We start from the raw sequence: 12,458 nt of genomic DNA, 5'->3' as shown, positions 1-12,458 counted from the left end.
ATTCACGTAATAACTTAAACTAATCTGCGCTTCCCATCTTTTTCTCTTGCCATTTAACTGCAGCGATGTACAACAGAAGAATGATCAGGAACTGAACAACTAGCGCTCCAAGCCAACCAAAGACGTCTGGTAAAAATACAGTGGGTGCATCCTTTATAACGTTAGCTCTCCACCAACCCATATCATGTGATCCCCAAAGTGAACCAATGACAAAAAACACAAGTGACAACATCTGCATCGTGAATCCTTCACCTACACGCATCAATGTACCCGAAGCGCAACCCCCTGCAATAACCATGCCAATTCCGAATAATACTGCGCCAATTATCAAAGCAAAACTGATTTGACCCACATTGTCCATCCCAGGAATCGGTTTACCTTCCAGGAACGCTGGATACTTTATGGCTGTAAATCCGATCGTAGCGAGAGAAAATGCTATCAGTACAGCTCTTGTTACCGATGTGCTGCCTGTAATACATGGATCTCTAAGTGATGCAGTAAAACAGAAACGTGATCTTTGCAAAATAACGCCAAACGAAATACCGAAAAGCAGGTAGACAACCATTTTATCGTGGGAATGGTCTAGGAAAAAACCAAACCCAATAATGAGAACTGTGACCAGCAACGCGATGGGCAACTGACTCTTTTTAGGTTTTCTAGGAGCTCTGGTTCGGATTGATTTCGTTTCGGGACTTACGGTTTGCCCCATAGTCTAACACCTCCATCGTTTTATGTAATTGACTATGTGAAAATAGTAACATACTTATTTGCGCTGTGGTTATCTGCTTTCTTTATGCTGTATAAGTGTTACTAATGGCACAGATGGAGCGTAATCAAGTATGCTATAGTTTGCACTAACAGCGGGCAACAGGAGGAATAAGTATGAATATGGAAACGCTTAAATTATTTTTAGATATTGCTTCGTTAAAAAGTATATCTAAAGCCGCTCAGAAATCTCATATCACTCAATCCGCACTTAGTCAGCAGTTGAAATCTTGGGAGAATACCTTAGGTTCTGAGCTTTTTGTGAGAAGTAATAAAGGGGCTAGCCTAACAGAAGCAGGGATTATAGCGGAGAAGTATGCGGAGCAAATCTGTAAATTGTATGATGATATGGTCACAGAGATCAATCATTTACAGCCAACACAACATGAGCTGTCTATTTATGCGATTCCAGAAGTCTGTAATTATGCCCTGCCATGCACCTTATATGAGGTAAAAAAGCATTTTCCAAATTGCCATATCACTCTAAACGAAGGGGCATCGTCACTAGTAGAAGAACGTTTGCTTCTTGAAGAAGGTGATGTTGGCTTTATTTCCGGACCTTCCCCGAAATCTGAATTAAGCTCCAATATGGTGTTTTCTGATCAAGTTATGCTAGTGGCAAGCAGTACGACCGTTTGTCCTGATAAAATCACACTGAATGAGCTCCCTAAATATCCGTTAATCTGGTCCTCACAGCTTCATTGTGTGCAAAGGGCTTTAAATAACATATCTGCGAGTGAGCTTAAATTAAACATACTGTTTAATCTGGACTCCCTTGAGGCGGTAAAGCTTGCTGCAATTAGAGGACATGGTGTTGCCTTTCTGCCTTATATGTCCATAAAAAAAGAGTTGTATAGTAAACAACTCAAGATTATTCATATTGATCAGTTCCAAGTAAATAACGATGTCTACATGGTAAAAAAACATAATCAGCGTTGTGACAATGATACGAAACAATTAATTCGTTATATAGAAAAGACATTGATTGATACATTGTGTTGAACTTATATCTCAATCGTAATCTCCCATACCCCATTAATAACTTCTTGGATGGTACATTTCAAATTTGAACCACGACAGTAATCCGTGATGGAAACTTTTGCGCAGCTATGATCAGTAACCAGCATCACCTGTTCGCCATTTTGAATGGCTTTTTGATGTTTTTTTAACATCATTACTGGTACTGGACAGATTTCTCCCAGACAATCAATTTCAATCATGAAGTTACCATACTGAATTGAATGGGTAGCACCCCCACGTTTGTTTCGATCTTTATCGAGCCAGCCTCACCAAGGATCCCCTTTGTTTTTAAAGCAAATAAAGATGCCATTGTAGCATGTCCACAAAGATTGATCTCATGGGCTGGCGTAAAATACTTAAGCCTTAAATCAGCTACATCTGATGAGACTACAAAAACTGTTTCGTTAAAACCGACCTTATGAGCTATCGCTTGCATGTCACTTTCGCTCAAATGAGCCGCATCTAATACTACACCAGCTGGATTTCCTTTGTTGGGATAAGGAGAAAAAGCATCATAATGAAGTACTTTTATGTTGTTCATTGGTTAGTCTCCTTTCAATTTATTTCAATAAAGCTTGATAACTTCACGAAGTGAGAAACTCAGCAGTAAAAATTTCTATTTCTCTTAAAACTTCTTGGCGGTTAGATATCGCATTACATATATAAAAACGGTCTTTATTGTGCTCATAAAACTGTTTAATTACATTAGGCTGCTGATTTAAGAATTCTTTATGAAGAGCTTCACAATCAATTTCAAGATGAGTATCATGAAGTTCCTTGAGTTCAAATACAAGGACATCTTTTTTGTGCTGGATTATTTCACAGACCACATCTTTTGCGTATATACCGTGAGTTAATAAGATTCTTAATGCCGATAGGTCATTGGCTTTTTCCTGTGAAATCTTAATTAATTCTGCTTGTATCTGTTGGACTTGTTTCGTGTTCCAATGATCAATTAATTTTTCGAAAATCCAATACACCCATTCTTGATCATCGCTGTGTTGATTTAGTACATCTTTAACATATGGAATCATCGGATCCCCTATTTCAAGTAAAAAATCAGCTATTTCCCCCGCACCTGGCCAATTTAAATCTTGTATCCATTCAAGCAAACCCGGCAATATGCTTTTCACACGTGGATATCCTAAACGTATGACTGTTTCAGCCGCTCCATCCCAATAGTCTTTTGATATAGGTTGTACTAATAAATGCAAAGCTTCATCCTTTATATATTGTAGCTTATTAATTGCATCTTCCTTTTCCTCTTCGCGTGTGTGCCATGATAATTTTTTGATTAGACTAGATGCTTCTTCCACTAGATTCACCCTTTGAACTTGAATTTTTCACCACGCCGTTCTAGCTACAACACTGCTTTCTTCCGCTTCATTATCCAAATTATTAATAAGACGATAACCGATGTCCCCAATAAGAAATACATCCAAATCGTTTTTTTAACCAATTCATCATTGGGATAATGGCCTTTATTATAAGCTTTTACAAAGATATCCTCTTGGGTCTTAATAGCAATGTAATCTTTTGGATCGGTATTGATAATTGAGTAGTAGGGCGTACCTTTAGGATAAATATTCGAGAAATTTCCCCTGTACGTGCCTTCCTCATCGGAATATTTAGTTACATGCCCTATCTTCTTATCGATTTCTTCGAAGGGGATGAGTTCATCGTCTGATATTTCGTAGATGTCACCTGAATAAACAACAAACGAACCGGCCCAATCCGCGGAGACCGCATGTAATGGCAATAAAGCAATTATGGCTAGAATTACAATAATGAATTTCTTCATCTCAACCTCCTAGCTTTGGGATTCGATTGATTTATAGATTGTTTTGAAATCTTTTCCATTATTTAATCCATCAATAAGCTCCACTAAACCTGACAAAGATTCCAAACCATCTATTAATTTCTGAATGGGCGATCACATCGAAGTTAAATCCGTCTGGATCAATATCGTTCAAAAGTATCGTTGTTGTGACCTCTGAAAAATCTGGTTCTACATAAAAGGTTGAGGATTTATCATATAGACAACAATCAGCATCAGAAGAAAAAATGAAAGAAATGCGGTGATGATTATGAGTTTCTTTCTTTTTTTGATCATAGGGATTAACTCCTTACGGTTTAGATACAAAGTGATTTCCGATAAATGTATTTATGATCCTCATCCATATCCGTTGATTTCATATACCCCACACTGCGCCAAAACCTTTCATTTGCATCATTAGTCGGGGTTAACTCGATATACTTTGCACCGTCTGCATAAACATGTTTTTCGACCATTGAATAGGCAAATTCACCATACCCTAAATTCCGATACGTAGGTTCAATATAATACTCCATTAAAAAACACTTTCCACCCTCATCAAAATAAGTAACATACATTAAAAATCCAAGCACAGAACCGTCCTTATGTATAAGAAACAAATTTAAAGGATTTATATCTCTTGTTCTTAGCTCTTCAATGATCTCTCTATACTCGTCTGAATAAAAGTAATCCAGGTCAAAATCATCGCCCATAGATACGTGGAGAGATAATTCATTAATGTAACTATTAAAAAGTCCCCAAAATATATCCACATCCGATTGATCTTTTGCTGCAAAAACTTTTAAATGGGTCGTATTCATTTCAACCTCCTTAATCATAGTTTTTAATGAAAATCTTAAACGAGCTCTCAATTGCGTCAAAATCAGTCGAGCCAATAATTTGATCCATAACCTTGCCATCAGAGTTTATAAAAAACAACGCAGGAAAAGCTTGTTCACCAAATTGTTTATGGAGATCACCTGTTTCATCTAGGAGAACAGGATACTTTATGTTGTAATCCGCCACGTATTGTTTTACTTCAGAAAGATCATCTTGATAAAGCAAATTGATTCCGTATATGTTCACTCTATTTTTATATTTCTCATACAATGAGACAATCTTAGGAGCGTCGTCATTACAATATGGACACCATGAGGTGAAAAATACGAATACAGTCGGTTTCTCCGAAAAGTCCACTTGAATTTTGTTTCCATTCGCCAACTCTTTTAGTTCAATGTTCTCAGGACTCTTAATGGGTTTAGAAGAGTTGTTTACTACGACAAATATAATCGAGCTTAATGCAATCAAAAATATAAATGTACTTACAATAATAGATATCTTCTTCAAAAATCATCCGTCCTTTTATACTTCCTTAGTTACATTAAGCTTTTTCCATTTGCGAATCTTAGAACGAAAAGTCTTAAACGGTGCTACTGAATTAATATGAATCCATTTGACCATTGGCCATCTTGGATTGTTTCCTGTCCATTTCCGCACGCCTTGCGTAAAAAGTTCTTCATCACTTAAAGAATCAATCCAGTTCTGCCACTGATGTTCTGTCTCTTGAAATAAAGATCTTAACTCATCTAATGAGTAGGCAGCATATGTATGATAAAACGATTGATATAATCCGCCAAGTTGATTCCATTTATAATCTGGTGAAGGTGTAATAACGGTTAACCCTGCTTTTTCATCCTTATCCCATTTCATAACAAGATGCAACCAGCCCAATTGATAAGCAATGATTTCTGCTGGGGTACGATCAACCCCTTCCATACGATTGTCTCTTTGGGAGTTCTCAATGCCATCAAATTCATGATCAAGAGACTGATAGGAAATATGAATCGCATCTTTCAATTCTTCTTTTGATAGATAATCGTGTGTTGACATCATACCCCTCCTTTAAATCACTTTATTAAATTACTTTACAAATGTATTATGTACTCGCTCTGATTTCAATAAATATGCTCCATTTCCAAGTTCTCTGGCAAGAGGAATTTGATAAAGAATTTTACAAAGTGATTTTATCACCCACAACAATACACTTACTGTTACTGCCATGCCCAATCTCAGCTGTCTTTATGATAGGAATGGAGGCGGAATGGCTAATTTCCTTCACATACTCTTCTACTATCGGGAATTCATTAAAGTTCTCAAGTTCTGAAAACGAGCCTAGAATCAATCCAGCACAAGCATCAAAATATTTCAATTGCTGGAGCTGAGCAAAAAAGGAGACTATTTTGTTAGCTCTGCCACTTAAACTCTCCAACAATAATATTTTGTCACAAGGATCCGGAAAATAGCTTGTCCCTGCCAGCTTCAAAAAACAGCGAATATTTCCCCCGATTACTATCCCGCTCATCTGGTTACCACGAACCCAATGATACCGGAAATCGTAAAGATCGTTTTGACCCTCGAAGAATGTTCGATAAAAAGCCCTTTGCTGCTCCGCCCCATCAGAAGACACTAAATTCATCAACTGATAATGATACGATTTCGAATTATTTTGCGTAAATAAAGCGTTCAAAATAACTGACAAATCACTCATTCCAAAAAAGGGTTTGGGGGTCATTCGGATACTTTCATAGTCTATGTACTCTAAGATCTGATTGGCAGAATCCCTACCTGAAATATCGAATATCGCGCTAATTTCAGTATTTTTAAATAGTTGATTCAGCTCCACTGCTCTTTCCATGGGATTGCCGCTGAAATAACCCTCTTTTCTAAACAAAGTATTAGCCACCACTACATGGAGTCCAAATGAATGCAAAACTCTTTTTAATTCCTCTACTTTTGCTAGGTTTTCTACTCTCACACCATCTGAACAAGCAATCAGTCCTACTTTATTCCCGTGAGTAAATTTTAAGGTTGTGTTCATTTTAATAATCCTTTCGATGCTACTTTTTAGTTTAATCTCCTCAAATTTACGATCATATTTACACCATACCATATTTAGGGATTTGAATCATTTTCTTCTTGAAATTATGAAACCACAACATGGTAATATAAGTATAATAATGCAAGATCAAATACATTGGGGGTGTACTAATGCGTAAATCACCGTTGATATTAAGCATGATATTATTATCCCTGGCGTTAATTATGGGATGTAGTTCAGAAGTAGATGATGCTACTAAAGCCGCAGAGAAATATAAAAATGTAGAATATACCGTCAAGGCTTCTGAGGATTTAATGTCTGATGAATCCATTCTTGCGCGAAATGAAGAGATGAAACCGTATTTTACAGAATACTTTTCCGAAAAGGCTATAGCGAACCGAATTACAACTATCCCATTTAAAATCGCTGATAAACAAAAGCTTTCTTTAAAACCGGAAAACCTAAAATTCAACCTTTCCGAACAAAAAAAGGATATTGTCGAGTTAAAATATACGGTGGATCTTGTTTTATTGGATAAGGATGACAAAGAAAGTAAACGTGTACCTTTGGAAGGTATATTGACTCTCTTTGATGTGGACGGTAAATGGTTAGTGCAAGGGGATCGATTTGATACTGTAGCATTAATGAACTTGATTGATGGGTGAATTTGAATATCCTTCTTATCATAAAAAGCAGACTGCTCTAATGAGCAACCTGCTTTTTTGAATTACATTATTTTTTTGCTCATCCTATAATTGACCAACAAAACACCTTTTCGTTCTACACTTTGTTTCGCAATAACCTGGTACCCCAATCGTTCAAAAAAAGGTTTAGCAGTGATGCTTGCTTCGGTATCCATTTCATAAAGACCCTGTTCTTTTGCTTTCAATTCAAACTTATTCACCAATGCAGAGGCTACACCTTGCCCTTGGTAATCTTTGTGGACATATAATCGATCCAAATGTCCTTCTGCTGTCATATCAGAAAAGCCCACAATAATATTATCAATTTCGGCTACATAAGTGATATTTTGACGTAAAGAAGCCCTCCAAGTATTAAGCTTAAGGGCCTCTTCCTCTTTAGGTGCCCAAGCATCCAGCTGTTCCTGTGAGTAGTCTTGTTTGTTTACGGAATGAACTGTTTCGTAGAACAATGAGACAATTTGACTAAGATCCGATTCTCGGTAAGCTCTAATATTCATTTTGATCTCCTTGCTGGCGATTGTAGTAACAGAAGTCAATCTCAAAACTCCACTAGATCGATTTTCCGGCCAGATTCGGCACTTTCCAGCGCCCCGAACACCATTGCCATACTATACCGATTATCTCTACAATTCGTCTCTGCAGGACGTTGCTCTGCCAATGACAAGAACATCTCATCCAAACACCCGTGATGGAATGTTTTACTCATCTCAACGTTTTCACAATTTACACGCTTTACGTCACGAATGAACTTATCACTCTGATCTCCTGCAGTAACTACCTCAGCATATGGCAGCTCATGACCATCCCAGATTGCGGTTCCTTTCTCCCCGTTAACCCGCCAAGAAGCTTCCCATGACGTGGATGCACCTTCTGCACACCAAGATCCCTGATAGGTAAATATTGAACCGTCGGACATCTCGAAAATGCACACTGCCGAAGCATTCCCCTCATACCATGAACCGGGAGGATTAAACTCCTGACAGTATACGGACACAGGGTTCGCGCCACTAATAAACCGGGCCTGGTCGAAGGTATGAATCGCCATATCCAGCAGCAACGGACTTTTCATCACATCACGGAACCCCCCGAAATGAGCCCCAAGGAAAAAGCTTGCACCGATAAATCCTGTTCTTCCGATGGTTCCTGATTCTATGATTTTTCTTAAAGAACGAATACGAGGATCATAACGGCGGTTCTGCATCACAGCATGAGCGTTTCCAGTCCGTTCCGAGATCTCAACAATCTTATTACATTCCTCCATAGTCTCAGCTAAAGGTTTCTCACTAAACACATTACATCCAAGTTCCAATGCAGTGCTAGAAATATTGAAATGACTTCCTGGAACAGTAACGTCAAAGATGAGATTTGCTGCGGTCTCCTGTATCGCCTGCTTAATATCCGTAAACGTCAGACATGAAATCCCATGCTTCACGGCCATCGCCTCAGCTGACTCCAACCTTATATCTACTAGAGCAACGATCTTAGTATCTGGACGCAATAAAGCGTATTCAATCCATGCATTAGCCATTCCTCCGCAACCTGCAACTACTACCCGATACTGTGCTGTCATATTTCTCCCCCTGACTTATTAAAGCGGATTAGGCACAAAGCTGCCTCCGCGGCATTGTTTTAAATGATTCAAGGCATGTACTTGACCCATCATTTCCAGTTCATCCCGATAGACAGGATCATGCCAACCTTCAATATCAATGGTGCCTTTATAACCAGCCTGACGCAAAATGGAGATCACATCCGTCCAGTTCGTATCACCAAAACCCGGAGTACGGTGCCATACATAAGGTTTCGGGCCGTGGATTCCATATTCTTTTACAATATCCCAAGCGATGGTGGCATCCTTACCGTGTACATGGAAAATCTTATCTGTCCATTTGCGCAGCTGTGGGATCGGGTCAATCAACTGCACCATCTGATGGCAAGGCTCCCATTCGAGTCCCATATTGTCAGCAGGGACAGCGTTAAACATCTTTTCCCAGGCTATTGGATGATGAGCGATATTCCAGTCCCCAGAAGTCCAATTGCCATCCATGGAACAATTCTCAAAAGCAATTCTTACTCCGCGATCTGCTGCTCTTTTTGTCAGCTCACCAAATACCTCGGCAAACTTCGGAATCGATTCATCAATGGACACTCCTGGTAGTCGTCCCGTGAATCCTGATACCATATCAGTACCAAATACATGAGCATGATCAATAAGCCGTTCCCAGCTCGCTAATGCATCGGAATTGTCACCCGTATTCGTCAAAGGATTGCCAAAGATGCCAACCGATGAAATCACAAAATCATGTTTTGCCGCAAGTTCTTGCACACGCTTACCAGTTTCCACAAGATCTGTTTCACCTGTAGTCTGCCAGAAGGTTAAGCTAAAAGATTCGAAGCCATGACCTACGATTTGCGGAATCACTCTAACAGCATCTCCGCCTCCAACTAATGTGCCTATACGCATTGTATCCTTCATCTTGTGTACCACTCCAATATTGGTTTATAGTAAGTTCTATAACCCGAGTATATACTGCATTTGAGCTTAAAACTCTTATTATATTGTGTTTATATAGTCGTATATTGTGGGAGTTGAATAAATATTGAGCTATCCTAATGATCTTAAAGAATACCCTCAATTAGAAGGAAACACCTATCCGTTTCGATTGTTTTTTAATGAATGCAGACATGCGAAAATCGGCCAGAACATCCTTTTTCTACACTGGCATGAGCATTTCGAAATCATTATCATGCAAGCAGGCAGCGCCATTTTCCACATCGACAGCAAGCCCTACGAACTGCATCCCGGAGAGGTTTTGTTTGTTCCTTCTGGAGGTTTGCATGTTGGATATAGTCTGCGGGATGATCATGTCCGATTTATATCCGTCGTATTTCATAGTTCTTTATTTAAAGATTGGAAGCAAGATCCTCAACATGAACAATTCGTAGCTCCCTATTTGGAGAATCGATATCAGCTACCAGTTAAACCAGCAGCACTAGTTCCAACCTGTTCTACTTATTACTCTCTTCTGAACACTATCGTGGATGAAGTGCATCAGAAAGGTCCTGCATTTCAGTTGATCATCAAAAATCAACTTCATCTACTTTTTGTATTGCTCTCCCGTACCTTTTTGCCTGAGCAGGTTTCTGGCAGAACAAATGAACGTCAATCCTTCAATCGTGAGCGTTTTAAGCCATTGCTGGAGTACATGGAGAACCATTTTGATGAGAAAATGACTATTGAAAGCGCCGCGAGATCCGTTAATCTAAATCCATACCATTTCTGCAAAACCTTTAAGAAGCTCACCGGCCGAACCTTCATCGATTATGTTAATCTTTGCCGCGTAAATGAAGCAGAACGACTGTTGCTGGAGACAGATTTTACTGTAACGGAGATTGCTGGACGAGTGGGCTGCGACAATCCTAATTATTTTACCAAGCTGTTTAAGCAATATAAAGGAACTACACCATCCGGTATTAGAAAATAATTCACACTGGAAAATAGGAGATTATAAAATGAATTTAAAAGAAACGTTGATATGCATAAAAGAAAATGATTACCAAGCACCTTCCGATACCTTCCAGTTGGTACAAGAAATGATAAATAACATTGGTTCTTTAGATGCCCAACTACGGGATGAGCTAATTTATACAACTTTTTCTCATTGGATCCCAGGTAATTCTCTAACTACAAACGGACTGGAACAACTTATACCCGTTATCTTGGATAAAAACCATTTGCATTTTAAGCTTGGCGAAACCAATACAGACTCTGTCTTTACCAGATCTTTCTCTATGCTAGTTATCCCACTCCTCTTCATGAGGCATAAAGAATCACCATTTCTCTCAAGAGAGCAAATTCATCAGATAAAAGAGAAGGTATTTTGCAGTGTGCAAAATGAGCGGGATTACCGGGGGTATGACGAAGAAAAAGGCTGGGCTCATGCTATAGCCCATGCAGCAGATACTTTAGATGAATTGGCTCAATGCTCCGAACTGGATGAAAATGACCTCATAACTATCCTCGATTTGGTTTACGAAAAGATGACCATAACAGATCGAATATACTCCGATGGGGAAGATGAGCGAATGGTAAGATCCATAATGAGTGTTTTAGATAGAAAAATGCTTAGTCAGACTTATGTAGAGCAATGGATTCAAAGTTTTGGTGATGTGGAGAAAAATCCAGAATTTCTTCCTGCCTTTAAACAAAAAAATAATATAAAGAACTTTTTGAAAAGTTTATATTTTCGAGTTAAATATTACAAAGTACATGCCAATCTCTGTCCAACAATCGAGCATACATTATATAAAGTAGAAAAAGTATACTATTCCTAATTAAAAAAAGTGAGGGTTAGAGCACCCTCACTTTCCATCTACAGTTCAAATACGTGGAGCACTTGCTACCTGTTGACGGGTCTATTAGATTATTCAGTAATTGCTAGCTCCATCCTCCGCACACTCGCAAGCGCGGGAAAAGATTCCAGCACCATCCCTGTATTCCATAACTTAACCTGCTGTCCAACCTGTAAATCCTTAAAGCTGATGGTCTCTCCAGCTTCATTAAACATTTCAGATTTCGCATTGAATGTGAACCAGTAAGATGGATCTTCGTTACCAGGTTCAAGGATTAGAATCCGCTTCGCCTGTTTAGTATCGATATCAACGATTGTACCTACTACATGCGGATCACCTATTTCTGAAATATCATAGGTCAACATCTTTGGATCGATCCACTTTTCAATTTCAAGCTTAGCTGCTTCCGCATCATCTGACGGAATGGTAATAGTTACTTTATTACCAATCGTATCTACACCAGAGCCGTAGAGATTCAGCTTCTGGTATAGTTCTTGTTCATGCAACAATTCTTGAGCAGCTAATAACTCTTGCATCGTATATTTCACATCATGAAGTTCATAAGTACCTGCAGTGAAAGTCTGAGCAAGGCTTTGCTCAATCTCCGAGTTCAAACCTACAATATTAATATGAACCTTGTTATCTTGCAGATAAATATCTCCGTTAGGAATCTTCTGAGCTGATAAGAAAGTCTTAACCGCGCCTGGATCATCCATTGCGGGGTTCGTAGAAGCTAAAATTTGTGGTTCTGAACTAATTACAGGAGTTGGAACCGGCTCCTTATTCGCTTGTTGAGCCTCTGAACAGCCACTGATTAACAAAATAACAACGGGAATCCATATCCAACCAATAATTATCTTACGCATCCTATTAACACCTCCACTCTTCATCTTCTCAAACGAAGACCGGAAGTGATAGGTTG

Annotated in this window: 16 protein-coding genes and 1 pseudogene; 4 read left to right on the top strand and 13 right to left on the bottom strand. The window is 38.8% G+C overall.

The window, feature by feature from the left end; all coding sequences use genetic code 11:
• Window positions 1-19: 19 nt before the first annotated feature.
• Entirely contained in the window at window positions 20-709 is a 690-nt protein-coding gene (locus MHH46_RS14540) for a YeeE/YedE thiosulfate transporter family protein (RefSeq protein ID WP_076129312.1), read from the bottom strand.
• Between the two features lie 173 nt (window positions 710-882).
• On the opposite strand from MHH46_RS14540, the gene MHH46_RS14535 reads away from it, so the two are divergent.
• Entirely contained in the window at window positions 883-1,767 is an 885-nt protein-coding gene (locus MHH46_RS14535) for a LysR family transcriptional regulator (RefSeq protein ID WP_076129311.1), read from the top strand.
• A gap of 2 nt (window positions 1,768-1,769) precedes the next feature.
• Here the strand turns inward: MHH46_RS14535 and MHH46_RS14530 are convergent, their stop codons facing one another.
• From MHH46_RS14530 to MHH46_RS14495, 8 genes and pseudogenes are all read right to left on the bottom strand, one after another.
• The gene (locus MHH46_RS14530; protein WP_076129310.1) at window positions 1,770-1,985 is read right to left on the bottom strand and encodes a sulfurtransferase TusA family protein; all 216 of its coding nucleotides are present in this window, start codon (window positions 1,983-1,985) and stop codon (window positions 1,770-1,772) included.
• Window positions 1,986-1,999: 14 nt separating this feature from the next.
• Window positions 2,000-2,326: pseudogene (locus MHH46_RS14525) on the bottom strand (PhzF family phenazine biosynthesis protein); the annotation flags it as partial.
• A gap of 43 nt (window positions 2,327-2,369) precedes the next feature.
• The gene (locus MHH46_RS14520; RefSeq protein ID WP_076194311.1) at window positions 2,370-3,101 is read right to left on the bottom strand and encodes a DUF5071 domain-containing protein; all 732 of its coding nucleotides are present in this window, start codon (window positions 3,099-3,101) and stop codon (window positions 2,370-2,372) included.
• Between the two features lie 44 nt (window positions 3,102-3,145).
• A complete protein-coding gene (locus MHH46_RS14515) occupies window positions 3,146-3,586 on the bottom strand; it encodes a hypothetical protein (RefSeq protein ID WP_179086328.1) in 441 nt (146 codons plus the stop codon).
• A 332-nt stretch (window positions 3,587-3,918) separates the two neighbouring features.
• Complete coding sequence (locus tag MHH46_RS14510) at window positions 3,919-4,422, bottom strand: GNAT family N-acetyltransferase (RefSeq protein ID WP_076194313.1); 504 nt, start codon at window positions 4,420-4,422, stop codon at window positions 3,919-3,921.
• A gap of 10 nt (window positions 4,423-4,432) precedes the next feature.
• Complete coding sequence (locus MHH46_RS14505; protein WP_076194316.1) at window positions 4,433-4,948, bottom strand: TlpA disulfide reductase family protein; 516 nt, start codon at window positions 4,946-4,948, stop codon at window positions 4,433-4,435.
• A gap of 15 nt (window positions 4,949-4,963) precedes the next feature.
• Window positions 4,964-5,491: a ClbS/DfsB family four-helix bundle protein gene (locus MHH46_RS14500; protein WP_076194318.1), complete on the bottom strand. Its 528-nt coding sequence runs from the start codon at window positions 5,489-5,491 to the stop codon at window positions 4,964-4,966.
• Between the two features lie 121 nt (window positions 5,492-5,612).
• On the bottom strand, window positions 5,613-6,479 hold the full coding sequence (locus MHH46_RS14495; RefSeq protein ID WP_076194360.1) for a S66 peptidase family protein: 867 nt from the start codon (window positions 6,477-6,479) through the stop codon (window positions 5,613-5,615).
• Window positions 6,480-6,649: 170 nt separating this feature from the next.
• Between MHH46_RS14495 and MHH46_RS14490 the strand changes: the two genes are divergently transcribed.
• Window positions 6,650-7,144 carry a hypothetical protein gene (locus MHH46_RS14490; RefSeq protein ID WP_076129305.1) on the top strand — a complete coding sequence of 165 codons (495 nt, stop codon included), beginning with the start codon at window positions 6,650-6,652 and terminating at the stop codon, window positions 7,142-7,144.
• A 62-nt stretch (window positions 7,145-7,206) separates the two neighbouring features.
• On the opposite strand, the gene MHH46_RS14485 is transcribed toward MHH46_RS14490, so the two are convergent.
• From MHH46_RS14485 to MHH46_RS14475, 3 genes are read right to left on the bottom strand one after another with little or no spacing between them, the layout of a single operon-like run.
• Window positions 7,207-7,680 carry a GNAT family N-acetyltransferase gene (locus tag MHH46_RS14485; RefSeq protein ID WP_076194362.1) on the bottom strand — a complete coding sequence of 158 codons (474 nt, stop codon included), beginning with the start codon at window positions 7,678-7,680 and terminating at the stop codon, window positions 7,207-7,209.
• A gap of 41 nt (window positions 7,681-7,721) precedes the next feature.
• On the bottom strand, window positions 7,722-8,753 hold the full coding sequence (locus MHH46_RS14480) for a Gfo/Idh/MocA family protein (protein ID WP_076194320.1): 1,032 nt from the start codon (window positions 8,751-8,753) through the stop codon (window positions 7,722-7,724).
• An 18-nt stretch (window positions 8,754-8,771) separates the two neighbouring features.
• Window positions 8,772-9,659: a sugar phosphate isomerase/epimerase gene (locus tag MHH46_RS14475; protein ID WP_076129303.1), complete on the bottom strand. Its 888-nt coding sequence runs from the start codon at window positions 9,657-9,659 to the stop codon at window positions 8,772-8,774.
• Window positions 9,660-9,783: 124 nt separating this feature from the next.
• Here MHH46_RS14475 and MHH46_RS14470 point away from each other — a divergent pair, with 124 nt between their 5' ends.
• Together MHH46_RS14470 and MHH46_RS14465 are read left to right on the top strand one after the other, a co-directional pair.
• A complete protein-coding gene (locus tag MHH46_RS14470; RefSeq protein WP_076185982.1) occupies window positions 9,784-10,668 on the top strand; it encodes an AraC family transcriptional regulator in 885 nt (294 codons plus the stop codon).
• Between the two features lie 28 nt (window positions 10,669-10,696).
• Window positions 10,697-11,518 (top strand): DUF2785 domain-containing protein, encoded by an 822-nt coding sequence (locus tag MHH46_RS14465; protein WP_076194322.1) that lies wholly within the window; start codon window positions 10,697-10,699, stop codon window positions 11,516-11,518.
• An 89-nt stretch (window positions 11,519-11,607) separates the two neighbouring features.
• On the opposite strand, the gene MHH46_RS14460 is transcribed toward MHH46_RS14465, so the two are convergent.
• Complete coding sequence (locus MHH46_RS14460) at window positions 11,608-12,402, bottom strand: hypothetical protein (RefSeq protein ID WP_076185986.1); 795 nt, start codon at window positions 12,400-12,402, stop codon at window positions 11,608-11,610.
• Between the last annotated feature and the right edge of the window lie 56 nt (window positions 12,403-12,458).

It is taken from the genome of Paenibacillus sp. FSL H8-0175, assembly GCF_045040615.1.
Lineage (GTDB): Bacteria > Bacillota > Bacilli > Paenibacillales > Paenibacillaceae > Paenibacillus_AQ > Paenibacillus_AQ odorifer.
The sequence above is the reverse complement of the archived record's forward strand: the minus strand, read 5'-3'. Positions and strand labels throughout refer to the sequence as shown.